We start from the raw sequence: 24,392 nt of genomic DNA on the forward strand, positions 1-24,392 counted from the left end.
CATAATGGACGACCCTCCCAGTTGTAGAACATCGCCCCACTGTCCGCCTCTCTCACACGAGAGGAACCGCTGATGGACTACATCATGTTGGGCGTGGGGCTTCTGCTCACGGTCGGCACCGGCCTCTTCGTCGCGAGCGAGTTCGCGCTGGTGAACCTCGATCGCGCCGATCTCGAGGCCAGGCAGGCGCGTGGAGAATCGCGGCTCTCGCTCACGATCAGCGCCCTCAGGCACACCTCGACGCATCTGTCCGCCGCCCAGCTGGGCATCACGCTGACGACGCTGCTCACCGGATACACGATGGAGCCGGCGCTGTCGAACCTCCTCCGCCCGACACTTCACACGTGGAACTTCCCCGAAGCGGCGATAGCGCCCTTCGCGACGATCGTGGCGATGCTGGTCGCCACCGTGCTCTCGATGATCCTCGGTGAGCTGGTCCCCAAGAACTTCGCGCTCGCCCTGCCGCTCGCCACGGCGAAGCTCGTCATCCCTTTCCAGGTCGCGTTCACGACCGTCTTCAAGCCCGCAGTCGTCGTGCTCAACGGCAGCGCCAACGGCGTGCTGCGCAGCATGGGTATCGAGCCGAAGGAAGAACTCTCCGGCGCCCGCAGCGCCGAGGAGCTGTCCTCGCTCGTCCGTCGCTCCGCCAACGCAGGTCTGCTGGAAGCCGACACGGCCTCGCTGCTCGATCGCACCCTGATGTTCTCGCGGCTCACCGCCGCCGATGTGATGACGGCTCGCCCGAGCATGCACGCGATCGCCGCCGGCGACTCCGCGGACGACGTCATCCAGCTCGCGCGACGCACCGGCCACAGCCGCTTCCCCGTGTATGACGAAGATCTCGACGACATCATGGGCGTCGTGCATCTGAAGGCGGCGATCTCGGTTCCGCGCGAGCGGCGAACGGAGGTTCCCGTCGGTGCACTGGCGACCGAGCCGCTCCGCGTTCCGGAGACCGCGCACGTCGACGGTCTGATCGCGGAGCTCCGTGCCCGCGGCTATCAGCTGGCCGTCGTCGTCGACGAGTACGGCGGTACTGCCGGACTCGTGACGTTGGAAGACCTGGTGGAGGAACTCGTCGGCGAGGTGTCCGACGAGCACGACCGCACCAGGGCTGGTGTCATCCGCAATCGCGAGGGCGTCACGTTCCCCGGTGAGCTGCGACCGGACGAGCTGCGCCGCCGCGCCGGAGTCGAGGTGCCGGAAGGCGATGTGTACGACACGGTCGGCGGCTACGTCATGAGCGTGCTCGAGCGAGTCCCCTCGGTCGGCGACGAGGTGCCGCTGGACAGCGGCACCCTGCAGGTGGTCCGGATGGACGGCAGACGCGTCGATCGAGTCCGCTACGTTCCGAGTCCGGTCGACGGCGCAGAGGAGGCCACCCGATGAACGATTGGGGAGGACTCGCCTGGCTCGTCGTGCTGCTGGTCGCGAACGCGTTCTTCGTCGGCGCCGAGTTCGCGGTGATCTCCGCGAGGCGCTCGCAGATCGAGCCCCGCGCCGATCAGGGTTCACGTGCGGCCAAGACGGCTCTCTACGCGATGGAGCACGCGACGCTCATGCTCGCGACGTCGCAGCTCGGCATCACGATCTGCTCGCTGCTCATCCTGAATGTCTCCGAACCTGCGATCCACCACCTGCTCTCCGTTCCGCTGCACGCGCTCGGCTGGCCGGATGGTGCCGTCGACGCGGTCTCGTTCACGATCGCGCTGCTGATCGTGTCGTTCTTGCACGTGGTGTTCGGTGAGATGGTGCCGAAGAACCTGGCGTTCTCGGTGCCGGATCGAGCCGTGCTGATCCTCGCGCCGCCGCTCGTGTGGGTGTCGAAGGTCTTCATGCCGGTGATCTGGGTGCTCAACGCGGCGGCGAACGGCGTGCTGCGTCTGTTCCGCGTTGAGCCGAAGAACGAGGCGGCATCGACGTTCACGCTCGACGAGGTCGCGACCATCGTCAGTCAATCTCGACGTGAGGGTCTTCTCATGGATACGGCGGGAACGGTCGCCGCTGCGGTCGAGTTCACCGACAAGAAGGCGCGTGACGTCGCGGTGCCGCTGAGTGATCTGGTGACCCTGCCGCAGTCGACCACCCCGGATGACATCGAGAAAGCCGTCGCCCGCTACGGCTTCTCGCGCTACGTGATCGTCGACGACGAAGCGGTGCCGATCGGATACGTGCACCTGAAGGACATCCTTCGCGCGTCCGAGGGGCCGGATGCGGAGACCAAGATGGTCGAACCGCTCCCGGCCAAGCGCATCCACCACATGGTGCCTGTGCAGGAGGACACCGACCTGGAGGACGCCCTCGCGGTCATGCGCCGTGCGGGCCGACACCTGGCCAAGGTGCGCGACGCCCAGGGGAACACGACCGCTGTGCTGTTCCTGGAAGACATCCTGGAGGAACTGGTCGGAGAGGTGCAGGACGCGACCCGTCGCTTCCGCGGACGCTGATCCAGGAACGCAGTTCGAAGGCCGTCGACCCCGCAGGGGGTCGGCGGCCTTCGTCATGAAGGAGCGCTCAGCGCGGGCGTGCGCGCTCGTACTGCGGCGGCCACGCGATCTCGGCGCCCAGTTCGTGCGCGGCCCGAAGTGCGAAATGCGGATCGCGCAGCCACTCCCGTCCGGCGAAGATCGCATCCGCCGCACCATCGACGAGTACCTGCTCGGCGTGTGCGGCCGCGGTGATGAGACCGACCGCCGACACCGGGATCCGGCCGCCCTGACGCACGGTCTCGGCGAGAGGCACCTGGTACCCCGGGAAGACACTGATCTGCTGGTGCGCGACGAGGCCTCCGCTGGAGACGTCGATGAGGTCGGCTCCGCGCTGCGCCGCCCATCCGCCGACTGTGGCCGCCTCCTCGGGCGTGAAGCCGCCGTCCGCGTGGTCGGTGGCGGAGATCCGGACGAACAGCGGCACCTCGGCGCCGGCGGTCTGACGCACGGCTTCCACGACACGAAGGAGCAGTCGCGCGCGGTTCTCGAGGCTGCCCCCGTACTCGTCGTCGCGCAGGTTCGACAGCGGCGAGAGGAACTGGTGCAGGAGGTAGCCGTGCGCGCCGTGGATCTCCAGCACATCGAAGCCGGCATGGAGTGCACGGCGTGCTGATGCCGCGAAGGCCTCGACCACCCGATCGATGCCCGCGATGTCGAGGGCGACCGGCTCGTCGAACCCGTCGAACGCGATCGCCGATGGTGCGGATGTCTGCCATCCTCCCTCGGCATCCGGCACGGATCCTCGCTCCGCCGCCCACGGCCACCAGGTCGATGCCTTGCGTCCCGCGTGCGCGAGCTGGATCCCGGCGTGGGCTCCGCGGTCGTGGATCGCCTGGACGATGGGGGCCAGGGCGTCGCGCTGCTCGTCGTTCCACAGTCCGACGTCGCGCGGAGAGATCCGACCCTCCGGGACGACGGCGGTCGCCTCCGCGATGATGAGGCCGGCGCCGCCGGAGGCGAACTGGGCGAGATGCGTGTGGTGCCACTCCTGCACGACGCCGTCGACCGCGCTGTACATGCACATCGGAGAGACCCAGAGGCGGTTGCGGAAATGGACGGAACGGATGCTCAACGGGGAGAAGAGAAGACTCACCATTCGACGCTACCGCCGCGCGGGTGCAGGACGGGCCGTCGCACTAACGTGGAGTCATGTTCGAGGTGCACGAGTGGACACGTGGCGACACGGCGCGGTTGTTCCGTGCACCGACCGTGGATGACGACAAGTACGCCCGCGGCGTCGTGGCTCTTCGCACCGGATCACCCGCTTATCCCGGCGCCGCAGTGCTCGGCGTCGAGGCAGCATGGCGAACGGGGGCCGGTTTCGTCCGTTTCGTGGGCGCGGAGCGGGTGGCGGATGCCGTTCTCGCCCGACGCCCGGAGACGGTGGTCGGGGCGGATGCGGGCCGCTCGCGGGTCGACGCCTGGGTGATCGGCTCGGGGACCGACCCGACACACCGCAGCGAGGCCGAGTCCAGCGCGCTGCGTGAGGTCCTTTCCGGCACCGCCAGCGTCGTGATCGACGCCGGAGCGCTCGATCTCGCCGAGGGGACGACGGCGCCGTTCCTCGTGACGCCCCACGCGCGGGAGTTCGCCCGGCTGCAGGAGAAGCTGGGAGTGTCCGCGGCCGAGGAGGATCGCGCGCAGGCCGCGCGGCACATGGCAGGCACACTCGGGGGCACCGTGCTGCTCAAGGGGGCCCGCACGCTGATCGCGGCTCCGGACGGAACTGTCATCGCCGTCGACGCGGGGACCGGATGGCTGGCCACCGCGGGGACGGGAGACGTGCTCGCCGGAGTGCTGGGCGCAGTGCTCGCGGCGAATCCCGCAAGCCCGATCGCCGAGGTCGCCGCGGCAGGAGCGTGGGTGCACGGTCATGCCGGCCGGATCGCCGCCGGGGTGCGCGACGGCGGGGTGGGCCATCCGATCGTCGCGATGGACGTCGCGGAAGCCCTGCCGTACGCGGTCGCGGACGTTCTGGCATGAACCGCGCTTCGACGATCAGGGTCGCGGTGCTGTGGTGCGCGTTCCTGCTCGTGCATCTGCTCACCGCCTGGCTCGGCTGGGTGTACCCGAGCCAGCCCATGGGCGACGTCGTGCTCGTGTACGAGCCCTGGGCTTCATCGGCGCTCGGCGGCGGACCGATCGTCGGCATCACCGAGACGTGGGTCTACCCGCAAGTCGCCCTCGTGCCGATGCTCATCGCCGCCGCACTCGCCGCCCCCCTCGTGCCGGTTCTCGGCGTTTCGAGTGCCTACCTGGTGGGGTGGGCCGCGCTGGTGATCGTCCTCGATGCGATCGCCTTCGGTGTGCTCGTCGGGCGTTCTCCGTCTCACGCGCGAAGGGTCGCCGCCTGGTTCTGGTGCGCCGCACTGCTTCTGCTCGGCCCCATCGCGCTGTACCGGATCGACGCGATCACGGTGCCGCTCGCGGTGATCGGCGGACTCTGGCTCGTGTCGCGACCGGCTCTCGGCGCAGCGATCCTCACGATCGGCGCCTGGATCAAGATCTGGCCCGGCGCGCTCGTGCTCGCAGCGGTCGTCGCGGTGCGGGCGCGCGTGCGGGTCGTGCTAGCCGCAGCCCTTGTCACCGCCGGGGTCGTCGCGGCGCTGTTCCTCCTCGGAGCGGATACCGAGATCCTCGGATTCCTGACCGAGCAGACCGGGCGGGGACTGCAGATCGAGGCCGTGGCGGCGACGCCCTTCCTCTGGCTCGCCGTCGCCGGGGCCGCACGAATCGAGTACAGCTTCGAGATCCTCACCTTCCAGATCACCGCGCCGGGGGTGGATGCCGTCGCTGCGGCGCTCACACCGCTGATGGTGATCGCGGTGCTGGCAGTCACCGCGCTCGGTGCGTTCAAGGCTGCGCGCGGGGCATCGTTCCCGAGGATGTTCCCGCCGCTCGCTCTCACCCTGGTCACGCTGCTCATCGTCACCAACAAGGTCGGGTCTCCGCAGTTCCAGACCTGGTTGATCGCCCCGGTGATCCTGTGGATCGTGCTCGATCGGGTCAGGGCGCGAGTGCCGGCGGTAGTGGTCCTCGCGCTCTGCCTGCTCACCTGCATGGTCTATCCGCTCGGCTACGACGCCCTGCTGCGCGCCGACGCCCTCGCCGTCGCCGTGCTCACTGTGCGGAACATCCTCCTCGTCGTCCTTCTCATCCTCGGAGTCCGCGCTCTTCTGCGCGTGCCCGTCCGTCAACCGAAACCCCAGGAGTGAAACCATGCTGATCGCCTTCTCCGTCGCCCCGAGCGGTATCCCGGCCGAAGGGACAGAGCGCACCGACGCCTCCGTGCACGATGCGGTGGCAGCTGCCGTGCGCGTCGTACGTGAGTCGGGACTGCCGCACCGCACCACGAGCATGTTCACCGAGATCGAGGGACCCGACTGGGACACGGTGATGGACGTCGTGAAGCGCGCGACCGAGGCGGTCATGCCGTTCGGGTCGCGGGTCTCACTCGTGCTCAAGGCCGACATCCGCCCCGGGTACTCCGGGGAGCTCGACGCGAAGATCGAGCGTCTGGAGGCGGCGATCGAGGATTCGGCGCCCGAGCAGTCCGGTGACTGATCCCCATTCGTCCGTCGCGGTCGCTCTCCGCCCGGCGTCGGCCGACGATGTCGAGTGGATCGCCGAGTTGCGGGCCGACGTGCTCCGCGACGACCTGGAGCGGCTCGGGCGTTACGACGAGACCCGTGTCCGGCAGCGGTTCCGTGATGCGTTCGAGCCGGCCGACACCCGGATCGTCGTCGTGGACGGGGCCGATGTCGGCTCAGTCGCCATCCGTCCGGACGGCGATGCCTGCTGGCTGGAGCACTTCTACATCGCGACCTCTTACCAGGGGCGCGGTGTCGGCAGTCGCATCCTGGCCATGGTCCTCGCCGACTCCGAGCTCTATCGACTCAACGTGCTTCAGGGCAGTCCGGCACGCGCGCTCTACGAGCGCCACGGGTTCGTCGTCGAGACCCAGGATGACGTGGATGTCTTCATGAGGCGCGACCGCACGCGGCGCGCGATCGAGGAGTCCGACGGCCGCTAAGCTGATCCGGTGAATCCCTCGACTGAATCGAGGGGTGCGGCGAAGTGGGCGCTCCTCTCTCTCGCCATCGGCAGCTTCGGCATCGGCATGACCGAATTCGTGGTCATGGGCCTGCTGCCCAACATCGCCGCCGACCTGCTGCCCTCCGTCTGGGCGACCAGCCAGGAAGATGCGCTGAGCCAGGCCGGTTGGCTGATCTCGCTGTACGCGCTCGGAGTGGTGGTCGGTGCGCCGACCATCGCCGGCTTCGTCGCGCGCTACCCGCGGCATCGGGTGATGATCGTGCTCGCCCTCGCATTGACGGTGTTCAACGCGTTGACGGTGTTCCTGCCGACGTTCGAGCTCGTCGCGGCGTCACGGTTCCTCGCCGGACTCCCGCACGGTGCCTACTTCGGCATCGGCGCACTCGTCGCCGCCGATGTCATGGGTCCGGGCAACCGTGCCAAGGGCGTGGCGTTCATCCTCACCGGGCTCACCGTCGCCAATGTCGTCGGCGTGCCGCTGGGGACCTTCCTCGGGCAGCAGTGGGGTTGGCGCGCCGCTTTCGCTGTCGTGGCGCTGGTTTTCGCCCTCGCGACCGTCTGCATCGCACTGTTCGTCCCTGAGCACCCCGGCGACCCCGGCCGCACGATGCGGCAGGAGCTGCGGGTCTTCCGCATCCCTCAGGTGTGGTTCACGCTCGGCGTCGGTGCGATCGGCTTCGGCGGCTTCTTCGCGGTCTACAGCTACATCGCGCCTCTGGTGACCGAGGTCGCGGGGTCACCGGAATGGGCAGTGCCGATCATCCTCGTGCTGATGGGGATCGGAATGACCGCGGGCAACCTGGTCGGCGGGCACCTCGCCGACATCGATCTGCGACGAACACTGCTGTTCGGGCTCGCTGCGATGACGCTCGTCTTCGCCCTTCTGGCCTTCCTGTCGTTCTGGATCGTGAGCCTGGGCGCGGTGGTGCTCGTCGTCGGGTTCGTCTCGTCCGTGTTGAGTCCGACGATCCAGACGCGCCTGATGGACGTGGCCGGCGACAACCAGTCGATCGCGGCGGCGATGAACCACTCCGCCCTGAACATCGGGAACAGTCTCGGTGCCTTCCTCGGAGGTGTCGTGATCTCCGTCGGCTGGGGCTTCACCGCGCCCGCGTGGGCGGGAGCGGTACTGGCCGCCGCCGGCCTGCTCATCGCGCTGCTGTCATATCGCATCGAGGCTCGTCGCCCCGCTGCAGCCGCTCTCGTCGCGTCGTAGAGTGACGGGGTGGACGCCCCCGAACACTCCCTGCCTGTCGCCGGTACCGTCGTGTTGCTGCGTGCCGCGGATCCCGGTTTCGAGGTCTTGGTGATCCGTCGACCCGATCGTGGCTCTTTCGCCGGCGCCTGGGTCTTCCCCGGTGGCAAGGTCGAATCCGGCGACTGCCGCGATGGCGACTCGGAGGGCGAGGATGCCCGTCGGGCGGCGATCAGGGAGACCTTCGAGGAGGTGGGGCTCGTGGTCGACGGCCTCGTGGTGCTGTCGGAGTGGCAGCCGCCGATCGAGGCGCCGACGCGCATCCGCACATGGTTCTTCCTGGCGGAGGCGCCGGACGACGAGCCATCGCCCAGCGCGGATGAGGTGGCGGAGATCGCCTGGGTGACGCCGTCCGAGGCGCTGGCTCGGCACGGAGCGGGGGAGTGGATGCTCTATCCGCCGACCTGGATCACGCTGCACCAGCTCAGCGCCTTCACCGACCTGGCATCCGCTCTCTCCTCCGGTGGCGCGGCACAGCTGTTCCAGACTCGAGTGCTCGACACAGCCGCCGGTCGCGACTTCGCCTGGGAGCAGGGGCGTCTCGAAGCGGGCGCGCTGCCGTGGCGGTTCATCGCCGGCTGAGCGTCGCAGCTCAGCTCTCGAGCAGTCGCCGGAGGTTCGAGCCGACGGCCTCGGTCTCGATGAGGAAGCCGTCATGCCCGAAGTCGCTGGTGACGACCACAGCTTCGCCGTCGATCACGTTCGGGATGCTGCGAGCGATGCGCTGCTGCCCGTCGACCGGGAACAGACGGTCGCTGTCGATGCCGAGCACGAGCGTCGTGGCCGTGACCGCATGCAGCGCCTCTTCGACACCGCCGCGTCCGCGGCCGACATCGTGCGAGTTCATGGCCTCGACGAGCGTGATGTAGCTGTTGGCGTCGAAGCGCCGGGTGAACTTGTTGCCGTGGAAGTCGAGGTACGACTCGACCGCGAAGCGTCCGCCGTGGCCGAGTGGCGACACATCCGATTGCCAGGACCGCTGGAAGCGCTGGTTGAGCTCGATCGGGCTGCGGTAGTTCAGCAGCGCCATCCGTCGTGCCAGCGCCAGGCCGCGATGCGGACCATCTCCGTCGCCGAGGTCGTAGTACTCGCCACCCTGGAACCGCGGGTCCATCCGGATCGTCTCCAGCTGCACCGTGTTCAAGGCGATCTGGTCGGCGGTCGTCACCGGGGGAGAAGAGAGGACCGCGAGCCGCTGCACACGGTCGGGATGTGTCGCTGCCCACTCCAGGGCGTGCATGCCGCCCATCGAGCCGCCGATGACCGCGGCCCAGCTGCCGATGCCGAGAGCGTCCGCGAGCCCGACCTGTGCCGCGACCTGATCGCGGATGGTGAGGTAGGGAAAGCGCGATGCCCATTCGTAGCCATCGGGGGCGACACTCGCCGGTCCCGTTGACCCCTGGCAGCCGCCCAGCATGTTCGGTGCGATCACGAACCATCGATCCGTGTCCAGAGGGGCGCCGGGGCCGGTGATGTCCTCCCACCAGCCGACGGTCGGGTGCCCTGCCCCGGCGGCGCCACGCACATGGCTGTCGCCGGTGAGCGCGTGCAGCACCAGGATGGCGTTGTCGCGAGCGGTGTTCAGCTGGCCCCAGGACTCGTAGGCGATGCGGATGCCGGGAAGCTCCGCCCCGCTTTCGGTGGCGAAGGAGCCGAATGCGGCGAAGCGCCTGCCTCCGACCGGGTCGCCGTCGCGCCACGCACCGGTCGCCGGTGGACGGGCACGGAGCAGCCGCACGTCGGCCTCCGTCACGGGTGCCGACGGCACCGTGTCCTCGGAGGTCGTCTGCCAGTCCATGCTTCCATTGTCGCGTGGTCCAGGACCCACCGGTGGCAGGTTACGACCCGATGTCCGTTCCGGCTCTGCGGAGCCGGCCGATCGAGAAGTCGGATTCTGCGCACTCGGGCCGGCTCAGTCGAGGTCAGCGCACTCGAGTCAGGGTGGCGAGATGGTCGCTGTTCCCGGCGCGCATCGTGCCCGAGGTGATGACATCGAGCCCCCGCACGAAGACCTGGTCGATCCGCACGAGGGGGAAGGCGACGGGCCAAGTGAATCCGAGGGTCCCATCGGTCGGCCGCACCCAGTCCGCCTCCGCACGCAGGGCGGCCAGATTCGGATCGGTCGACGGCGCGTTGAAATCGCCGACGGCGATGAGAGATTCCGCGGGATCGGCGGCGACCTGTTCCGCTATGCCGCTCAGCATCGTGTCGCGGTCCTGCTGATGTCCTGGCCGCACCGATGCCGCATGCAGCACGTACACGGCGACCGGAGCCGATGGAGCCTGTACCTCGACCCGGAGCGCGCGTTTCCAGCTGAGCCCCAACGTGAGCGGCTCGGCGTTCGCGAGCGGATACCGGCTCCAGACGCCGACGGTTCCCACGGTGTACGAGTGCGGGTATTCGGCAGCGAGGGCGTCCTGCGCCGCGGAGAGGCTGTCTCCGTCGAGCTCGACGAGGGCGATGACGTCGGCATCGCTCTGCGCGAGCGCGGCCGCAGACTCCGCGGCCCCGCCGGATCGGGCGCGCACGTTCTGGCTCACGACCGTCAGCTCGGACGCGGATGCCGACTCCGAGCCCGTCTGACCGGGAAGGCCGGGAAGCGCCGGTGCCATCGCGAGGACCCACAGGAGGGTGGGGACCAGGATGAGGACGATCACTCGGCGGGCGAAGAACAGCGCGACGACCAGCAGCGCGAGAAGGACGAGACCGAGCCAGGGGAGTGCGGCCGCGACAGTCGTGCCCACGATCCCGGGAATCCAACCGCAGGCCACGACGAGCAGCAGCACGACGCTGGCGACGGCGAGCCATCGGGCGGCGGCGGTCCTGGGTCGCCGGACGCGCGGCGGTCGGTGTTCGACGTCGATCATGCTCTCCTCACGGCGGGATCCCATTCTCGATGGAACCGCCTGTGGGTCGGCCGGGTGACGCCGTCACCTGCACGCGAAGATGCCCCGGAGCACGAGGCTTCGGGGCATCTTCGCTGTGCGAGCGGGTCAGGCGCGAGCGGCCTCGGACACGGCGCGTGCGGCTGCGAGAGCCTGCTCCAGGTCGGCCTTGAGGTCATCGACGTTCTCGATGCCGACGGAGAGGCGCACGAGCCCCGGCGTGACGCCGGCGGTCAGCTGCTGCTCGGGCGTGAGCTGCGCGTGCGTGGTGGATGCCGGGTGGATGACGAGCGAGCGCACGTCACCGATGTTGGCGAGGTGGCTGAACAGCGAGAGGCTGTTCACGAACTCGCGACCGGCTTCGACACCGCCCTTCAGCTCGAAGGAGAGCACCGCGCCGACGCCCTTGGGGGCGTACTCGTTGGCCTTGGCGTACCAGGGCGACGAGGGCAGGCCCGAGTAGTTGACCGTCGCGACGTCATCGCGGCTGTCGAGCCATTCCGCGATCTCCTGCGCGTTCTGCACGTGGCGCTCGATGCGCAGCGACAGCGTCTCGATGCCCTGGATGAGGTTCCACGCGCTCTGCGGGGCGATGGCCGATCCGAGGTCGCGCAGCAGCTGCACGCGGGCCTTGATGATGTAGGCGAGCGGGTCGCCGACCGCGGCGGTGTAACTGGCACCGTGGTACGACGGGTCCGGAACCGTGAGGCCGGGGAACTTGTCGACGTTCTTCGACCACTCGAACTTTCCGCCGTCGATGATGGCGCCGCCGATGGTGGTTCCATGGCCGCCGAGGAACTTGGTGACGGAGTGCACGACGATGTCGGCGCCGAACTCGAACGGACGGATCAGGTACGGCGTGGCGATCGTGTTGTCGACGATCAGCGGCACACCGTTCTCGTGTGCGACATCGGCCACCGTGCGGATGTCGAGGATGTTGATCTGCGGGTTGCCGATCGTCTCCGCGAAGAACAGCTTCGTGTTCGGGCGGACCGCACGGCGCCACTCCTCGGCGTCGTCCTGGTTCTCCACGAACGTGACCTCGATGCCGAGCTTCGCGAGCGTGTACTTGAAGAGGTTGTAGGTTCCGCCGTAGATCGAGCTCGAGGCGACGAAGTGGTCGCCCGCCTCGGCGATGTTCAGTACGGCGAAGGTCGATGCTGCCTGACCGCTGGCGAGCACGAGAGCGCCGGTGCCGCCTTCGAGTGCGGCGAGACGCTGCTCCAGGACATCCTGCGTCGGGTTCTGGATGCGGGTGTAGATGTTGCCGAACTCCGCCAGGGCGAAGAGGTTCGCCGCGTGGTCTGCGCTGTCGAACACGTACGACGTGGTCTGGTAGATCGGCGTGGCACGCGCCTTGGTGACCGGGTCGGGGGCAGCGCCCGAGTGGATCTGCTTGGTCTCGAAACGCCAGGACTCGGGTGCGGACATGTGATTCCCCCAGGAGTGGTCGGAAGGTCGGGTGGCGGATGCCGTTCCAGCGACAGTACGGAATATCGGTGCTTGTCAACAACAGACGGGAAATGTGACGTAACAGAGCGGAGCCCCGGAATCACGCGGCTGAGCGATCCGCGACAGCCCCGTGGGGGAGTCCGCAATCCGTGGGGAACGCCGTACGGTGGAGGCATGGTGAACAGACGTGCAGTGGTGACAGGTGCGAGTTCGGGCATCGGCGCGGCGACGGTGCGTGCGCTCCGTGCCCGGGGATGGGACGTCGTGGGGGTGGCGCGGCGGGAGGATCGGCTGTCCGCTCTCGCCGCGGAGACCGGAGCCTCGGCCATCGCCTGCGACCTGACGGATGCCGCAGCCGTCGAGGCGCTCGTGCGGGAACTCGACAGGTCGGGTCCGGTCCACGCTCTCGTGCAGGTGGCCGGAGGAGCCCGCGGGACCGACCGCATCGAGGATGCCTCGGTCGAGGACTGGCAGTGGATGTTCGATGCGAACGTCCTGGCGAGCCAGCGCCTCGTGGCAGGCCTTCTTCCCCTGCTGCGTCGTGCGGCCGAGGCGGACGGCCATGCCGACACTATCTTCGTCACCTCCACTGCCGCGCAGACGGCCTATGCCGGGGGCGCGGGCTACAACGCCGCGAAGGCCGCGGAGGGGATGCTGGTGAAGGTTCTCCGACAAGAGCTCAACGGCGAGCCGATCCGCGTCGTCGAGGTGGCTCCGGGGATGGTGCACACCGAGGAGTTCACGCTCAACCGTCTGGGTGGGGATGCCGTCGCCGCCGAGGCCGTGTACTCGGGAGTCGATGCCCCGCTCGTGGCCGACGACGTCGCCGACGTGATCGCGTACGCTCTCGAGTCCCCTGGGCACGTGAACCTCGACCTGATCACGATGCGGCCGGTCGCGCAGTCGGCACAGCATCTGCTCGCCCGCGGTCCGCTGCGAGTGCGCTCCATCGACTGACTGACGATGGCGCAGACTCTCGCACAGCTCGCCGACGACGGTCTGATCGATGCCGGTTGGGCTGAGGCGCTTGCTCCTGCCCAGGAGACGATCACGGCTCTCGGTGAACGGCTCCGCGCCGAGCAGGAGGCAGGGCACGGTTACCTGCCGGCCGGCGGGAACGTGCTCAGAGCCTTCCAGCGGCCGCTGTCCGACGTGCGGGTGCTGATCACCGGACAGGACCCGTACCCCACGCCCGGGCATCCCATCGGCCTGTCGTTCGCGGTCGATCGCGAGGTGCGTCCGCTGCCGCGCAGTCTCTCGAACATCTACAAGGAGCGGGAGAGCGACCTCGGCCTCCCGCCCGCGCCGCACGGCGATCTCACCGCGTGGAGCGATCAGGGCGTCCTCCTGCTCAACCGCGTGCTCACCGTGCGCCCAGGTGCTGCCGCATCGCACCGCGGCTGGGGTTGGGAGCAGGTCACCGAGCTCGCGATCCGCACACTCGTCGCCCGCGATCAGCCGCTCGTCGCGATCCTCTGGGGCAAGGATGCGGCGAACCTGCAGCCGCTGCTCGGCGAGACGCCCGTGATCTCCTCGGCGCACCCGTCTCCGCTCTCAGCCCGTCGCGGCTTCTTCGGATCCCAGCCGTTCTCCCGGGCGAACGCCCTGCTCGAAGAACAAGGCGCAGATCCGGTGGACTGGCGGGTGGAAGGCGAAGCCGCTCCCTCTCTAAGCTGAGCGCATGCAGTTCGAGCCGGGGGACCGTCGCCGCGTTCTGCCGCGCCACCTGCGGCCGGCACCAGCGCCCGAGGTCTTCTCGTACACGATTCGCGCCGTCCGGCCCGCAGACCTGCCCCACGTGCGGGAGATCTACAACCACTTCGTGAGCAACTCGGCGGTGACGCTCGATGAGCGGCGCAGCAGCATCCCGTATTGGCGTGACAAGTACGCTCTGCTCACTCGCCTGGAGCTGCCGTTCCTCGTGGCCGTTTCATCGGGTGGTGCGGTCATCGGGTACGCGCTCGCGCAGCCCTGGGCGGGGAAGAACGCCTACAAGTACACGGTCGAGGACTCGATCTACCTCGGTCCCGGCGCGGGCGGCAAGGGGCTCGGTGCGGCTTTGCTGCAGGCCCTCATCGACGAGTGCGAGCAGATCGGTCTGCGCGAGATGGTCGCCGTCATCAGCGACCACGGTGCGGAGGCTTCGATCCGACTGCACGAGAAGCTCGGTTTCGTCGAGGCAGGACGGATGGGACGCGTCGGGTACAAGTTCGGCCGCGACCTCGGAACGGTCTACATGCGCCGCGTGCTCAAGCCGACGGGGCGGCGACGAGGAAGTCTCTTCGGCTCGCGGCGCTGAGGTGGTGCTCGCTCAACGACCGGGTGTGCCGGGGATCACGGGTATCGCCGACAGCAGCGCCTTCGTGTAGTCCTGCGTCGGATGCAGGAGCACGTCACTCGTGGAACCTCGCTCGACGATGTGCCCGTCCTTCATCACGACGACCGTGTCGCAGAGATTCTGCACCACGCCGATGTCATGTGACACGAGCACGAGGGTGAGGTCGGTGGTCTGTCGCAGCTCGATCAGCAGCGCCAGGATCTGTGCGCGCACCGTCACATCGAGCGCCGACAGCGGCTCGTCGCCCACCAGGATCCGCGGGCCGTGCACGATCGCCCGCGCCAGTGCGACCCGCTGTCGCTGTCCGCCGGAGAACTCGTGCGGGTAGCGGTCGCCCATCTCGGGCTCGAGACCCACCTGCGCGAGCACTTCGCGCACTCGCGCACGGTGGTCGCCGTCGATGCCCAGCGCCCACAGCGGTTCGCGGACGATCTGACCCGCCGTCATGCGCGGGTCGAGTGAGGCATACGGGTCTTGGAACACGAGCCCGGTCTCGCGGCGCAGCCAGTGCAGCGACCTCGCAGATGCTGCGGCATCGACAGGCCGCCCGTCGATGGCCACGGTGCCGGAGGACGGCCGGTCGAGCCCGAGCAGCAGTCGCACGAGGGTGGACTTGCCGGATCCCGATTCGCCGATGATGCCGACGGATGACCCTTCGACGATGTCGAGGTCGGTGGGCGCCAGAGCGGTCTGCGTGCGTGTGCGCTCGAATGCGGAGCGCTTCGGGACGACGAATTCGCGGCCGAGTCCCCGGGCCTCGATCAGAGTCATGCGGCACCGCCGTCCGGGCGCCAGAGCGTCGCGGTCGCGTCACGCAGCAGCCCCTGGGTGATCGGTGAGGCGGGAGACGACAGAAGCGTCGAGACGGGCGCCGCCTCGACGACTTTCCCGTGTTCGAGCACGACGCCCTCGGTCGCGACCTGGGCGAGGACGGCGAGGTCATGCGTGATGAAGACCAAAGACATGCCCTCGTCGGCGACGAGCGAGAGCAGCAGGGAGAGGATCTCGGCCTGGATCGTCACATCGAGCGCCGTCGTCGGCTCGTCGGCGATCAACAGGCGCGGCCGACAGGCGAGCGCCATCGCGATGGCGACGCGCTGCCGCTGGCCACCGGAGAGCTGGTGGGGGTAGCGATCGATGATTGACTCGGGGTCGGGCAGCCGCACGCGGGTGGCCTCTGCGATCGCCCGGTCCCTCGCCTCGCGGCGTCCCAGGCCCTCGTGGATGCGGATCGACTCCGCGATCTGCCGGCCGACCGTCCTGATCGGGTTCAGGGCGGTGCGTGGCTCCTGGAACACGATGCCGATGTCGTCGCCGCGAAGGCGGGCGAGCGCGCGATCAGGCATCCCGATCAGCTCGGTTCCTCTCCAGCGGATGCTGCCGCTCGCGGTCGCGCCGTCGGGGAGCAGACCCAGCACGGCGAGGGCCGTGAGTGACTTGCCGGAGCCGGACTCGCCGATCAGTCCGAGTCGCGCGCCGTCCGGTACCTCGAAGGAGACGCCGTCGACGACTCGACGTCCGTCGATCTCGATCACGAGGTTCTGCACCGACAGGCTCATGCGACCACCCCCGGGGTGTGGATCTCGGCGGCGCGGTGCCGAAGGGTGGGGTCGGTCGCCTCGCGCAGGCCGTCGCCGAGGAGGTTCAATGCGAGCACCGTGATCGTGATCGTGAGTCCCGGCCAGATCACCGACAGTGGATGCACCCCGATGTACCGCTGGAGGTCGGCGAGCAGCAGGCCCCAGCTCGGCTCGACCACCGACGCGCCGAATCCGAGGTACGACAGACCCGCTTCAGCCAGCACGGCGACGGCCATCGACCACGACAGCTGCACGATGAACACCGGGGCGACGTTGGGCAGGAGATGGCGCACGAGGCTCTGCGCCGGTGTCAGACCAGACGCGCGTGCGGCGAGGACGAAGTCGCTCTGCTGCACGCGGCGCAGCTCGGGTCGTGTGACCCTGGCGATGTTCACGCCGAAGCCGATGCCCACGGCCCAGATCACGACCCAGAGCGATCCGCCCCAGACCGACGAGATCATCATGGCGATCAGCAGCACGGGGAAGGCGATCAGGATGTCGACGAGCACCGAGACGGTCTCCCGCATCCAGCGCGCGGTCAGCGCTCCGAGCGCGGCGAGAGCGATGCCGACCACGGTGGCCACGATTCCGGCGCCGATGCTCACGAAGACGGTCGTGCGTGCTCCCGCCATGAGCAGGCTCAGGATGTCGCGGCCGGTGTCGTCCGTGCCGAGCACATGCGGCCAGCTCGGCGGCAGCCATCGATCGCCGATATCCGAGGCCTGAGGGTCGAACGGCGTCCAGAACAGCGATACGAGCGCGGCCATGACGATCACGATGACGACGATGATCCCGAAGCGTCCGGTCGAGGTACCCCAGAGTCGGCTGAGCCAGCGCGGAGTCATGCGGCCTCCCGCTGTCGGGGGTCGATCGCGCGATGCAGGAGGTCGACCGCGAAACCCACGATCAGCACGAATCCGGTGAGCACGAGGAGCTCGCTCTGCACCTTGATGAGATCGCGGGTTCCGACATCGGCCACGAGCATGCGTCCGATCCCCGGGAGGGTGAACAGCTGCTCGATCACGACCGAGCCGACGATGATGCCGGCCACCTGGAGCCCGAGGACCGTGATGATCGACAGGCCGACGGCGGGGATGCCGTGCTGGATGAGGGCCCGGGTGCGGGTGAGTCCCTTGGCCGCCGCGGTGCGGACGAAGTCCTGCCCTGCGGCCTGCAGGGTCGCGCTGCGGACGAAGCGCATCAACATGGCGCCCTCGACGATGCCGATCGTCAGCGCAGGGAGCAGCAGCGATTCGATCGCTTTGCCGGGGGTCGACCATCCGGTGCGGGGGAAGCCCTGCGGCGGCAGCCATCCCAGCCAGACCGAGAACACGACGATGAGCATCATCCCGGCCCAGACGACGGGTACTGCTGCCAGAGTCTGGGCGCCGACGCTGAGCGCAGTGCCGCCCCGGCGGTTGCGCAGGAGCGCGGCGAGGATGCCGAAGGGGACGGCGATGAGTACCGCGATCAGAAGCGACATGATGCCGAGCGGAACAGTGACCTGAGCCTTGAGGAACAGCTCCTCTCCGACCGATGCTCCGGAGAGCAATGAGGTGCCGAGGTCGCCGCGGAAGATCCCGCCGATCCAGTCGGTGTACTGCGCGAGCAGGGGGCGGTTGAGGCCGAGGGACTCGCGGAGCGCATCGACTTCGGACGGCGAGGCCTGCGTGCCGGCGATGAGCTGCGCGACGTCACCGGGGAAGACGCGAAGGGTCAGGAAGATGAGCACGCTCGACACGAGGAGCCCTGCTATGAGCAGGGCTCCTCGGACGAGCGTGTAGCGGATCACGAAGGGGTGACCGCTCGCTACTTCTCAGCGGAGACGGTGACTCCGGCCAGGTTGATGCGCGAGTTGATCGAGTCCTCGGGGAAGCCGGTCACGATCGGGCTCACGGCGGTGATGGTCTCACCGTTGTACAGCCAGTCGGCGGCGTGATCCTCTGAGACGATCTTCGCGGCCTGTGCGAGGAGTTCGGCCGACTTCTTCGGGTCGACCTCCGCGAGGGCCTTCGCGTACAGATCCTGGACCTTGGCGTTGTCGTATCCGAAGTAGTAGTCGGGGTTCGCGAAGTTGCCGAAGTCGCGCGGCTCGACGTGCAGCACGAAGCTGAGGTCGTAGTCGTGGTTGGTGTAGACGTCCTCGAGCCACGTCGGGAACTCGACCGACTTGACGTCGAGGGTCACGCCCACCTTCTTGAAGTCCGAGATCAGCACCTTGGGCACCGTCGTGCCATAGAACGAAGGGATCGTGAGGGTCAGCTCCAGGTCTTCCTGGCCGGCTTCGGCGAGCAGCTTCTTCGCCTTCTCCGGGTCGTAGGAGATCACATCCGACAGGTCTTCGTAGCCGGGGTCGAGCTCGGGGATCGGACCGTACAGCGCGGTACCGGCACCGACGGCGTCGATGAGTGCCTCATGGTCGATGGCCAGGCGCAGCGCTTCGCGCACGCGGACGTCGTCGAGGGGCGCCTTCTTGTTGTTGAACGCCAGGGTCGCCTTGTCGGTCGTGCGCCCCTTCGTCAGAGCGAAGTCGCCGGAGTCCTCGAGCTGAGGTGCGAGGTTCGGGTCGACGGCGGTGAGCACGTCGACATCTCCTGCCAGTGCCGCGTTGACGCCGGCGGTGAAGTCGGGGATGTACTGGAACTCGACCTGGGCGACACCGGCCTGCTCGCCCCAATAGGCGTCGTTTCGCGCGAAGGTGATGGTGCTGCCCTTGTTCCAGCGCGTGAGCGTGAAGGGTCCGGTGCCGTTCTCCGCCGTCTTGAGGTCGGTGGTGTCACCGCTCTTGAACACGAGGCCTGCGGGACCGGTGAGTGCGAACAGGAAGTTCTGATTCGGGGCGGACAGCACGATCTCGACCGTGGTGGGGTCCGGTGCCGTGATCGATGTGACCGAGGCGAAATCGGCGTTGCCCTGCACGGTCGCATCGGTGCGTACTGTCTCGTACGAGGAGACGACGTCGGCAGACGTGAGCGGCGTGCCGTCGTGGAAGACGACTCCGTCGTTCAGGGTGAACGTGTAGGTGAGACCGTCGGATGACACCTCGTAGTCGGAGGCGAGGCGACCCTCGATCTCGTTGTCCTGCGTGCGGGTCACGAGGCCTTCGTAGATGTTGTCGATGAGGATCTGCTCGAGCGCGGCGCCGCTGGTGTGCCGGATGTCGAGGTTGGTCGGTTCGAGGACGAGACCGACGTGGAGGGTGGCGCTCGGGTCGGGTGTGCTCGGGGCGCTGGTGGGCTCCTGGTCGGGAGTGCCGGAGCAGGCGCTCAGGATCACGGCGGTGGCCGCGAGCGCGGATATCAGCGCGAGACGTCGGGTGCGTCGGAACATGGGCGTTTCCTCTCGGTGCGGCAGGTGCTGTGTGCCGTTGGATCGAGCCTAGGGTTGCGTGGCGGGGTGCGGGTCGGGTGTGGAACGGAACGTCATATTCCGCGGGCGGAGGATGCCGATTCGATGAGGGCGGCCAGAGCGACCGGTGCCGTCTCCTGCACGTTGTGCGTCGCGTCGAGGACCACGAGGCGAGCGTCGGGTACACGCTGCTGGAACTCTGCGGCATCCGCTTCGCTCACGAACCCGCGTGCGGCGCGCACGAGCGTGATGGGGGCGCTGACTGCGGCGAGGTCGTCCCACCCCGTCTCGTGCAGCGCAGACGGAGCCGTCGCCGATCCGGCGTCATGGGCTGCGAGGGTCTGCGCGGCGAGATGCGCGAAGTGGTGCTTCCACTCCACGCGCCCGTCCGCGCGCACGCGCGTGTTCAGGAAGACGCCGCGCTCGGTCTCCGGACGGGAACCACCGAACCCGAGCGACATCGCCTTGTCGACCAGCTCGTCGCGAGAGGCGAAGTCGGTGGGGCCGGCGTAGAACTCCCTCAGAGCTGCGGGCCCAGCCGTGACGTCGATGCCCGGGGTGATGTCGATGATGATGAGCTCGGACACGAGGTCGGGTCGAGCGGCCGCGAGGGCGGCACCCGTCAGCCCGCCGAGCGACTGTCCGACGACCACCTGCGGCTGCGTGGTCCAGGCGTCGAGAGCTGCGGCCACGTCGCCGGCGAGCGTGCGCGGTGTGTAGTCGATGTCGCCTCGCCAGGAGGAGTCGCCATGGCCGGCGAGGTCGATCGCGAGCAGGGGCTGCTGCAGAGCGAGTGATGTGGTGTCCCAGGTGTGTGCGTTCAAGCCTGCTCCGTGCAGCAGCGTCACGCGCGGGGCGTCGGTTCCGAACCTCAGGGCGCTCAATGTGCGGCCGTCGGCGAGGGAGAGCGTGAGTCGCTCCACTTCGGGGAGCGGGACGCCGAGCGCATCGGCTTGTGCGGGAAGATAGCTGAACTCGCTGATGTCGATCGCCACGTCCATATTCTGCGCCCTCGTGCAGACATGCAGGAAATGTGAGAGCAGAATCGCAAGTGATTGCGCCATGCCGTCTCGCATTATGACTCAGAGTTACGTAGTTTCGTTGGCGATCTGCATTTCATCGATGATGCACCGCACTGGGCCTCGCCGCCGCACGCCGAATATCATGGAGTCATGAGCGAGACGCGTGTGCACCTGTCCAAGACCGAGCCTGCCGCGTATCAGGCACTTGACGCGTTCTCGAAGACGGTGGGGCAGATCTGCGCGGCCAACGGCATCGATGATCGTCTCAAGGAGATCGTCATGATCCACTGCTCGCAGCTCAACGGGTGCGCCTACTGCGCGCGGATCCATGTCGACAGGGCGGTCGCCGCCGGCATCGACGCCGATACGCTCACGCAGATCCCGACCTGGCGCGAGAGCGGTGTCTTCAGCGACCGGGAGCGCGCGGCGCTCGAACTCGCCGAGGCTTTCACCTTCATCGCCGACGAGGGGATCTCCGACGAGGTCTACGACCTCGTCGGCGGCGTTTTCACCGAGAAGGAGTACGCGGCTCTCAGCTGGGCCTGTGTCTCCATCAACGCGTTCAACCGGGTCGTGATCGCCGGTCGCTACCCCGTGCCGGTTCGCGCCCCGCAGGCGCAGGCATGACCATCCTCGAGGTCGAGGGCGTCTCGAACGTCCGCGACGTCGGTGGCATCCCCGCGAAGGGCGGTCGTATCCGCCCCGGCGTGCTGCTGCGGTCCGGACAGCTCTCGGGTGCGACCACCACGGGCGCCGCCGCGCTGCGCGCGAACGTGCAGCACATCGTCGATCTTCGTGACGGTGAAGAGGTCGCGGCGGAGCCGACCGAGATCGAGGGGCCGGACACGACGCACCTTCCTCTGTTCCTGGGGTCCGTCCGATCGTTCTTCGAGGCCGACACCAGCCTGGAAGACCTCTATCTGCATCTCCTCGAAGAGAGTGGGGAACGGCTCGTCGAGGCCATCCGCATCATCGCCGCGGGGGAGCGCACGTTGGTGCACTGCACCGTCGGCAAAGACCGGACGGGCGTGACCGTCGCTCTCGCGCTCTCCGCTGTCGGTGCCGATCGGGAAGCCGTGATCGCCGATTACGCGCTCACCGAGTCTCAGCTTCCTGTTCAACGCACGCAGCGGATCGCCGAATACCTGCGGACCCAGCACCCGGAAGCGGTGCACGCGGTGGCCCTCGCGACGCAATCTCCGGCACCCGTCATGCGTCGTCTGCTGCAGCAGGTCGACGAACGGTGGGGTTCCGCTGCCGGGTATCTGCGCGCGCAGGGGATGACCGAGTCCGAATTGGCTGCGCTGTCGGCGGCGCTCGTCGAGCCCTTTTCCTCGCAGGAGACCGCGCGGCTGGCATCCAGCTGATGCAAGGTTAGGCAAGCCTTCACTTGGTGTACGATAAATACACCATGAACACCTCGCTCGAGACCCGCGGCACGCGCGCCGAACGCCGCGCAGCACGTCAGCGCGCGCACCACCTGGTGACTGCCGACGAGCAGTCGCTCACCGAGCTCGAGTTGTTCCTGACGACTCTGCCGCTGTGCGCTTCCGGCCGCATCTTCATCGAGGTGCCCGAGGTCGCCGACATCGGCATCATCGATGCACCCGGTCGGATGACGGTCACCTGGCTCGCTCGCGAACAGCGCTCCGGCGCCCCCGGCAGCGGCCGGGCGTGCGCTCCCGGACAGGCCCTGGCGCGTGCGACCTGTGCCTGGGCGGACGAGATGATGTGCGACGACGAGATCGAGACTCACGTGACGTTGCTCGGCGGCTACCTGGGAACTGCCGACATCGTCGAGCACCTGACGAGTTCGTTGGAGATCGCGCCAGCGCTCATCCATGCTCCTGAGCGCTTCGGTCTGCTGCCCGTCGATCGCTGATCTGCGCTCTTCTGATCGGCAGACTGCGCTCCGTCAGCGCGATCGCCGTACGTAGTTGCCGTCTTCCAGCCCCGCTTCGATCTCAAAGCGATTGCAGAGCGGGTCTCTCCCGGCGAACAGATACAGCACCGGCATCAGGAAGCCGTAACGCAGCCATTGCGCCTTGTGCACGGCCTCGTGGCGGAGAACGGCATCCGTCGGGCGCACGTCGCCGGTGAGGAAGCATCCGCCGACGCACACCCCGCCACGGTTGAACGTCCACTTCGGCATGCCCTGGAAGACCCAGAGTCCTGCGCGACGTTCGACGGGGCCGGTGCTCCAGAGCGAGCCCCAGATCCAGCCGACCGCGGTACCCCATGCATAGCCGAGACGACTGACCGGTGAGCGCAGCAGGAAGGCAGGGATGCGACGGTCGCAGCGTCGTCCGCGGGCGAGGGCCTTCTCTGCCGCGGGTCGCCAGTCCGTGCCCGCGGTCATGCCACGGCTCCTACGAGGCGAAGCAGTGCTCCGAGGTCGTCGACCGCGTCGGCCGGAGACCTCGGTGCAAACCCGGAGATCGTCGCCCCCGCGAGGGGGATCTCGGTGCGCAGCGCACGGATCGCGGTGCTCAGAGCAGCAGGGGAGAGGCCGAACGGCACCGATGACGACACGCCGGCGAAGTCGGAGGGGTCGAGCACATCCACATCGATGTGCACCCACACGCGTGAAGCGCCTGTCGCGCGGACGGCGTCGAGCAGCGCATCGGGTCGTTCGAGGTCGGCAACCGAGAGATTCGACAGCGGTTCGAGCTGCTCGACTTCCGCGTCGTCGAGATTGCGCATACCGACCGTCACCACACGGTCGGCCGGAATCGGGGGAGAGAGCACCAGCTGCTCCTCACCCTCGCCGAGCAGCGCACGCAGCGCCATGCCCGAGAAAGCGCCCGACGGCGAGGTCTCAGGGGTGTGCATGTCGGCGTGGGCATCGCACCACACCACCGCGAGGCCGTCGGTACCTCCGGGCAGCGAGTCGAGGGCGGCGACGGTGACGCTGCAGTCGCCGCCGATCACCACGGTGTCGGAGTCGACGTGTCCATGCACGAGTTCACGGGTGCGCAGCAGAGCGCTCAGGCGGCGGACTCCGGTTCCGAGTGACTCACCGGCCTCGACCGGGACGTCGAGCACGGTCGTCGCAGCCCGGGGGAGATCACCGGCGATCGCCGCGGCGCCGTCGGTGAGAAGCATCGCGCGCGGTGCGGGCGAGCCCTGCCACTGCGGGATGACGAGGAATCGCACCATGGGTGCCTCCGAAGAAGAGAGGGCGGATGCCCCGGCACGCGGCCGGGGCATCCGCCAGTCGTGTCAGTTGCCTTCGATGGCCTGACGGGGAGCGCTCCCGCCGGCCTTGAGCTCGGCGAGACGAGCTTCGACCTCGGTCAGCTCGCCGAGGTCTTCCAGGCTCTCGAACTGGGCGTCGAGGCTCGATGCTGCGAGCTCGATCTTGCCCTGCGCGATGGCCTCCTGGCGGCGGACCTTGTCCTCGAACCGGCCCAGCTCGCTGGTGGGGTCGAGCACGTTGATCGAACCCACCGCGTCCTGCACCTTGGTCTGCGCCTCGGCGACCTTGGCGCGCGCCAGGAGCTCGCTGCGCTTGTTCTTGAGCTCGACGAGCTTGTCCTTCATGCCGTTCAGGCCGCTCTTGAGCTTGTCGACGATCTCGGTCTGCGCGGCGATCTGCGGCTCAGCACCCGTGGCCTCACGCTCCGCACTGATCTGGCGCTGCAGAGCGATCTTGGCGAGGTTGTCGAACTTGTCGGCGTCCGCGGCATTGCCGCTTCCGCGCATCTCGTCCGCCTTGCGGCTGGCGGCGAGGGCCTTGTTGCCCCATTCGGTCGACGCCTGGACGTCTTCCTCGTGGTCGCGCTCCAGCAGGCGCAGGTTGCCGATGGTCTCCGCGATGGCGGACTCGGCGTCGGCGATGCTGTTCGTGTAGTCGCGAACGAGCTGGTCGATCATCTTCTGCGGGTCTTCTGCGGAGTCCAGCAGGGAGTTGATGTTCGCGCGGACGAGGGTCGAGATACGTCCGAAGATGGACTGCTTGGTCATG

General features: G+C 68.2%; 27 protein-coding genes. 14 read left to right on the forward strand and 13 right to left on the reverse strand.

The window, feature by feature from the left end:
• Nucleotides 1-72: 72 nt before the first annotated feature.
• Together ACIQTX_RS09550 and ACIQTX_RS09555 are read left to right on the forward strand one after the other, a co-directional pair.
• Nucleotides 73-1,389, forward strand: coding sequence for a hemolysin family protein (locus ACIQTX_RS09550; RefSeq protein WP_105527896.1), 1,317 nt, complete (start codon nucleotides 73-75; stop codon nucleotides 1,387-1,389).
• Entirely contained in the window at nucleotides 1,386-2,447 is a 1,062-nt protein-coding gene (locus tag ACIQTX_RS09555; RefSeq protein ID WP_028502964.1) for a hemolysin family protein, read from the forward strand. The genes ACIQTX_RS09550 and ACIQTX_RS09555 overlap by 4 nt, the downstream gene beginning before the upstream one ends.
• A 67-nt stretch (nucleotides 2,448-2,514) precedes the next feature.
• Here ACIQTX_RS09555 and ACIQTX_RS09560 read toward each other — a convergent pair whose 3' ends face one another.
• Nucleotides 2,515-3,582: an NADH:flavin oxidoreductase/NADH oxidase gene (locus tag ACIQTX_RS09560; RefSeq protein WP_402971638.1), complete on the reverse strand. Its 1,068-nt coding sequence runs from the start codon at nucleotides 3,580-3,582 to the stop codon at nucleotides 2,515-2,517.
• Between the two features lie 56 nt (nucleotides 3,583-3,638).
• Here ACIQTX_RS09560 and ACIQTX_RS09565 point away from each other — a divergent pair, with 56 nt between their 5' ends.
• The 6 genes from ACIQTX_RS09565 to ACIQTX_RS09590 are packed head-to-tail and all read left to right on the forward strand — an operon-like array spanning nucleotide 3,639 to nucleotide 8,382.
• On the forward strand, nucleotides 3,639-4,472 hold the full coding sequence (locus ACIQTX_RS09565) for an NAD(P)H-hydrate dehydratase (RefSeq protein ID WP_402971640.1): 834 nt from the start codon (nucleotides 3,639-3,641) through the stop codon (nucleotides 4,470-4,472).
• Entirely contained in the window at nucleotides 4,469-5,704 is a 1,236-nt protein-coding gene (locus ACIQTX_RS09570) for a hypothetical protein (protein WP_402971642.1), read from the forward strand. Before ACIQTX_RS09565 ends, ACIQTX_RS09570 begins: the two co-directional genes overlap by 4 nt.
• 4 nt (nucleotides 5,705-5,708) lie before the next feature.
• Nucleotides 5,709-6,053, forward strand: coding sequence for an MTH1187 family thiamine-binding protein (locus ACIQTX_RS09575; protein WP_402971644.1), 345 nt, complete (start codon nucleotides 5,709-5,711; stop codon nucleotides 6,051-6,053).
• Nucleotides 6,046-6,522 carry a GNAT family N-acetyltransferase gene (locus ACIQTX_RS09580; protein ID WP_402971646.1) on the forward strand — a complete coding sequence of 159 codons (477 nt, stop codon included), beginning with the start codon at nucleotides 6,046-6,048 and terminating at the stop codon, nucleotides 6,520-6,522. The genes ACIQTX_RS09575 and ACIQTX_RS09580 overlap by 8 nt, the downstream gene beginning before the upstream one ends.
• A 9-nt stretch (nucleotides 6,523-6,531) precedes the next feature.
• Entirely contained in the window at nucleotides 6,532-7,761 is a 1,230-nt protein-coding gene (locus ACIQTX_RS09585) for an MFS transporter (protein WP_028502958.1), read from the forward strand.
• Between the two features lie 9 nt (nucleotides 7,762-7,770).
• Nucleotides 7,771-8,382, forward strand: coding sequence for an NUDIX domain-containing protein (locus ACIQTX_RS09590; protein ID WP_402971648.1), 612 nt, complete (start codon nucleotides 7,771-7,773; stop codon nucleotides 8,380-8,382).
• A gap of 10 nt (nucleotides 8,383-8,392) precedes the next feature.
• Here the strand turns inward: ACIQTX_RS09590 and ACIQTX_RS09595 are convergent, their stop codons facing one another.
• The 3 genes from ACIQTX_RS09595 to ACIQTX_RS09605 form a co-directional block, all read right to left on the reverse strand.
• Nucleotides 8,393-9,598, reverse strand: a complete 1,206-nt coding sequence (locus tag ACIQTX_RS09595) for a homoserine O-acetyltransferase (protein WP_105527888.1) — start codon at nucleotides 9,596-9,598, stop codon at nucleotides 8,393-8,395.
• A 124-nt stretch (nucleotides 9,599-9,722) separates the two neighbouring features.
• Nucleotides 9,723-10,667, reverse strand: coding sequence for an endonuclease/exonuclease/phosphatase family protein (locus ACIQTX_RS09600; protein ID WP_402971651.1), 945 nt, complete (start codon nucleotides 10,665-10,667; stop codon nucleotides 9,723-9,725).
• 126 nt (nucleotides 10,668-10,793) lie between these two features.
• Complete coding sequence (locus tag ACIQTX_RS09605; protein WP_028502954.1) at nucleotides 10,794-12,116, reverse strand: bifunctional o-acetylhomoserine/o-acetylserine sulfhydrylase; 1,323 nt, start codon at nucleotides 12,114-12,116, stop codon at nucleotides 10,794-10,796.
• Between the two features lie 195 nt (nucleotides 12,117-12,311).
• On the opposite strand from ACIQTX_RS09605, the gene ACIQTX_RS09610 reads away from it, so the two are divergent.
• The 3 genes from ACIQTX_RS09610 to ACIQTX_RS09620 are packed head-to-tail and all read left to right on the forward strand — an operon-like array spanning nucleotide 12,312 to nucleotide 14,436.
• The gene (locus ACIQTX_RS09610; protein ID WP_028502953.1) at nucleotides 12,312-13,094 is read left to right on the forward strand and encodes an SDR family oxidoreductase; all 783 of its coding nucleotides are present in this window, start codon (nucleotides 12,312-12,314) and stop codon (nucleotides 13,092-13,094) included.
• A 6-nt stretch (nucleotides 13,095-13,100) separates the two neighbouring features.
• Nucleotides 13,101-13,814 carry a uracil-DNA glycosylase gene (locus ACIQTX_RS09615; RefSeq protein WP_402971654.1) on the forward strand — a complete coding sequence of 238 codons (714 nt, stop codon included), beginning with the start codon at nucleotides 13,101-13,103 and terminating at the stop codon, nucleotides 13,812-13,814.
• A gap of 4 nt (nucleotides 13,815-13,818) precedes the next feature.
• Complete coding sequence (locus ACIQTX_RS09620; RefSeq protein WP_402971655.1) at nucleotides 13,819-14,436, forward strand: GNAT family N-acetyltransferase; 618 nt, start codon at nucleotides 13,819-13,821, stop codon at nucleotides 14,434-14,436.
• A 12-nt stretch (nucleotides 14,437-14,448) separates the two neighbouring features.
• Here ACIQTX_RS09620 and ACIQTX_RS09625 read toward each other — a convergent pair whose 3' ends face one another.
• The 6 genes from ACIQTX_RS09625 to ACIQTX_RS09650 form a co-directional block, all read right to left on the reverse strand.
• Complete coding sequence (locus ACIQTX_RS09625) at nucleotides 14,449-15,246, reverse strand: ABC transporter ATP-binding protein (protein WP_402971657.1); 798 nt, start codon at nucleotides 15,244-15,246, stop codon at nucleotides 14,449-14,451.
• Nucleotides 15,243-16,034 (reverse strand): ATP-binding cassette domain-containing protein, encoded by a 792-nt coding sequence (locus ACIQTX_RS09630; RefSeq protein WP_402971659.1) that lies wholly within the window; start codon nucleotides 16,032-16,034, stop codon nucleotides 15,243-15,245. The genes ACIQTX_RS09625 and ACIQTX_RS09630 overlap by 4 nt, the downstream gene beginning before the upstream one ends.
• Entirely contained in the window at nucleotides 16,031-16,900 is an 870-nt protein-coding gene (locus ACIQTX_RS09635; protein WP_402971661.1) for an ABC transporter permease, read from the reverse strand. The genes ACIQTX_RS09630 and ACIQTX_RS09635 overlap by 4 nt, the downstream gene beginning before the upstream one ends.
• Complete coding sequence (locus ACIQTX_RS09640) at nucleotides 16,897-17,847, reverse strand: ABC transporter permease (RefSeq protein ID WP_402971663.1); 951 nt, start codon at nucleotides 17,845-17,847, stop codon at nucleotides 16,897-16,899. Before ACIQTX_RS09640 ends, ACIQTX_RS09635 begins: the two co-directional genes overlap by 4 nt.
• Nucleotides 17,848-17,864: 17 nt before the next feature.
• Nucleotides 17,865-19,385 carry an ABC transporter substrate-binding protein gene (locus tag ACIQTX_RS09645; RefSeq protein WP_402971665.1) on the reverse strand — a complete coding sequence of 507 codons (1,521 nt, stop codon included), beginning with the start codon at nucleotides 19,383-19,385 and terminating at the stop codon, nucleotides 17,865-17,867.
• A 92-nt stretch (nucleotides 19,386-19,477) separates the two neighbouring features.
• A complete protein-coding gene (locus tag ACIQTX_RS09650; protein ID WP_402971667.1) occupies nucleotides 19,478-20,404 on the reverse strand; it encodes an alpha/beta fold hydrolase in 927 nt (308 codons plus the stop codon).
• 171 nt (nucleotides 20,405-20,575) lie between these two features.
• Here ACIQTX_RS09650 and ACIQTX_RS09655 point away from each other — a divergent pair, with 171 nt between their 5' ends.
• Genes ACIQTX_RS09655 through ACIQTX_RS09665 form a run of 3 tightly spaced genes read left to right on the forward strand, consistent with a single transcriptional unit; the run spans nucleotide 20,576 to nucleotide 22,307 of the window.
• Nucleotides 20,576-21,052 (forward strand): carboxymuconolactone decarboxylase family protein, encoded by a 477-nt coding sequence (locus ACIQTX_RS09655; RefSeq protein WP_028502944.1) that lies wholly within the window; start codon nucleotides 20,576-20,578, stop codon nucleotides 21,050-21,052.
• The gene (locus ACIQTX_RS09660; protein ID WP_402971669.1) at nucleotides 21,049-21,792 is read left to right on the forward strand and encodes a tyrosine-protein phosphatase; all 744 of its coding nucleotides are present in this window, start codon (nucleotides 21,049-21,051) and stop codon (nucleotides 21,790-21,792) included. Before ACIQTX_RS09655 ends, ACIQTX_RS09660 begins: the two co-directional genes overlap by 4 nt.
• A gap of 44 nt (nucleotides 21,793-21,836) precedes the next feature.
• The gene (locus ACIQTX_RS09665) at nucleotides 21,837-22,307 is read left to right on the forward strand and encodes an SIP domain-containing protein (protein ID WP_402971671.1); all 471 of its coding nucleotides are present in this window, start codon (nucleotides 21,837-21,839) and stop codon (nucleotides 22,305-22,307) included.
• 33 nt (nucleotides 22,308-22,340) lie between these two features.
• Here the strand turns inward: ACIQTX_RS09665 and ACIQTX_RS09670 are convergent, their stop codons facing one another.
• The 3 genes from ACIQTX_RS09670 to ACIQTX_RS09680 all read right to left on the reverse strand — a co-directional run bounded on the left by ACIQTX_RS09670 (nucleotide 22,341) and on the right by ACIQTX_RS09680 (nucleotide 24,391).
• Nucleotides 22,341-22,784 carry a Fe-S oxidoreductase gene (locus ACIQTX_RS09670; protein WP_402971673.1) on the reverse strand — a complete coding sequence of 148 codons (444 nt, stop codon included), beginning with the start codon at nucleotides 22,782-22,784 and terminating at the stop codon, nucleotides 22,341-22,343.
• Complete coding sequence (locus tag ACIQTX_RS09675; RefSeq protein WP_402971675.1) at nucleotides 22,781-23,584, reverse strand: arginase family protein; 804 nt, start codon at nucleotides 23,582-23,584, stop codon at nucleotides 22,781-22,783. The genes ACIQTX_RS09670 and ACIQTX_RS09675 overlap by 4 nt, the downstream gene beginning before the upstream one ends.
• A gap of 63 nt (nucleotides 23,585-23,647) precedes the next feature.
• Nucleotides 23,648-24,391 (reverse strand): PspA/IM30 family protein, encoded by a 744-nt coding sequence (locus tag ACIQTX_RS09680; protein ID WP_028502939.1) that lies wholly within the window; start codon nucleotides 24,389-24,391, stop codon nucleotides 23,648-23,650.
• Nucleotide 24,392 lies beyond the last annotated feature (1 nt).

Origin of the sequence: Microbacterium sp. NPDC090281 (genome assembly GCF_044769635.1) — a bacterium.
GTDB lineage: Bacteria > Actinomycetota > Actinomycetes > Actinomycetales > Microbacteriaceae > Microbacterium.

Excerpts from the sequence above, each read along its gene's own strand:
- ACIQTX_RS09550 (WP_105527896.1), top strand. The coding sequence starts at position 73 with ATGGACTACATCATGTTGGGCGTGGGGCTTCTGCTCACGGTCGGCACC.
- ACIQTX_RS09555 (WP_028502964.1), top strand. The coding sequence starts at position 1,386 with ATGAACGATTGGGGAGGACTCGCCTGGCTCGTCGTGCTGCTGGTCGCG.
- ACIQTX_RS09565 (WP_402971640.1), top strand. The coding sequence starts at position 3,639 with ATGTTCGAGGTGCACGAGTGGACACGTGGCGACACGGCGCGGTTGTTC.
- ACIQTX_RS09570 (WP_402971642.1), top strand. The coding sequence starts at position 4,469 with ATGAACCGCGCTTCGACGATCAGGGTCGCGGTGCTGTGGTGCGCGTTC.
- ACIQTX_RS09575 (WP_402971644.1), top strand. The coding sequence starts at position 5,709 with ATGCTGATCGCCTTCTCCGTCGCCCCGAGCGGTATCCCGGCCGAAGGG.
- ACIQTX_RS09595 (WP_105527888.1), bottom strand. The coding sequence starts at position 9,598 with ATGGACTGGCAGACGACCTCCGAGGACACGGTGCCGTCGGCACCCGTG.
- ACIQTX_RS09600 (WP_402971651.1), bottom strand. The coding sequence starts at position 10,667 with ATGATCGACGTCGAACACCGACCGCCGCGCGTCCGGCGACCCAGGACC.
- ACIQTX_RS09605 (WP_028502954.1), bottom strand. The coding sequence starts at position 12,116 with ATGTCCGCACCCGAGTCCTGGCGTTTCGAGACCAAGCAGATCCACTCG.
- ACIQTX_RS09610 (WP_028502953.1), top strand. The coding sequence starts at position 12,312 with ATGGTGAACAGACGTGCAGTGGTGACAGGTGCGAGTTCGGGCATCGGC.
- ACIQTX_RS09615 (WP_402971654.1), top strand. The coding sequence starts at position 13,101 with ATGGCGCAGACTCTCGCACAGCTCGCCGACGACGGTCTGATCGATGCC.
- ACIQTX_RS09620 (WP_402971655.1), top strand. The coding sequence starts at position 13,819 with ATGCAGTTCGAGCCGGGGGACCGTCGCCGCGTTCTGCCGCGCCACCTG.
- ACIQTX_RS09625 (WP_402971657.1), bottom strand. The coding sequence starts at position 15,246 with ATGACTCTGATCGAGGCCCGGGGACTCGGCCGCGAATTCGTCGTCCCG.
- ACIQTX_RS09630 (WP_402971659.1), bottom strand. The coding sequence starts at position 16,034 with ATGAGCCTGTCGGTGCAGAACCTCGTGATCGAGATCGACGGACGTCGA.
- ACIQTX_RS09635 (WP_402971661.1), bottom strand. The coding sequence starts at position 16,900 with ATGACTCCGCGCTGGCTCAGCCGACTCTGGGGTACCTCGACCGGACGC.
- ACIQTX_RS09645 (WP_402971665.1), bottom strand. The coding sequence starts at position 19,385 with ATGTTCCGACGCACCCGACGTCTCGCGCTGATATCCGCGCTCGCGGCC.
- ACIQTX_RS09650 (WP_402971667.1), bottom strand. The coding sequence starts at position 20,404 with ATGGACGTGGCGATCGACATCAGCGAGTTCAGCTATCTTCCCGCACAA.
- ACIQTX_RS09655 (WP_028502944.1), top strand. The coding sequence starts at position 20,576 with ATGAGCGAGACGCGTGTGCACCTGTCCAAGACCGAGCCTGCCGCGTAT.
- ACIQTX_RS09660 (WP_402971669.1), top strand. The coding sequence starts at position 21,049 with ATGACCATCCTCGAGGTCGAGGGCGTCTCGAACGTCCGCGACGTCGGT.
- ACIQTX_RS09665 (WP_402971671.1), top strand. The coding sequence starts at position 21,837 with ATGAACACCTCGCTCGAGACCCGCGGCACGCGCGCCGAACGCCGCGCA.
- ACIQTX_RS09670 (WP_402971673.1), bottom strand. The coding sequence starts at position 22,784 with ATGACCGCGGGCACGGACTGGCGACCCGCGGCAGAGAAGGCCCTCGCC.
- ACIQTX_RS09675 (WP_402971675.1), bottom strand. The coding sequence starts at position 23,584 with ATGGTGCGATTCCTCGTCATCCCGCAGTGGCAGGGCTCGCCCGCACCG.
- ACIQTX_RS09680 (WP_028502939.1), bottom strand. The coding sequence starts at position 24,391 with ATGACCAAGCAGTCCATCTTCGGACGTATCTCGACCCTCGTCCGCGCG.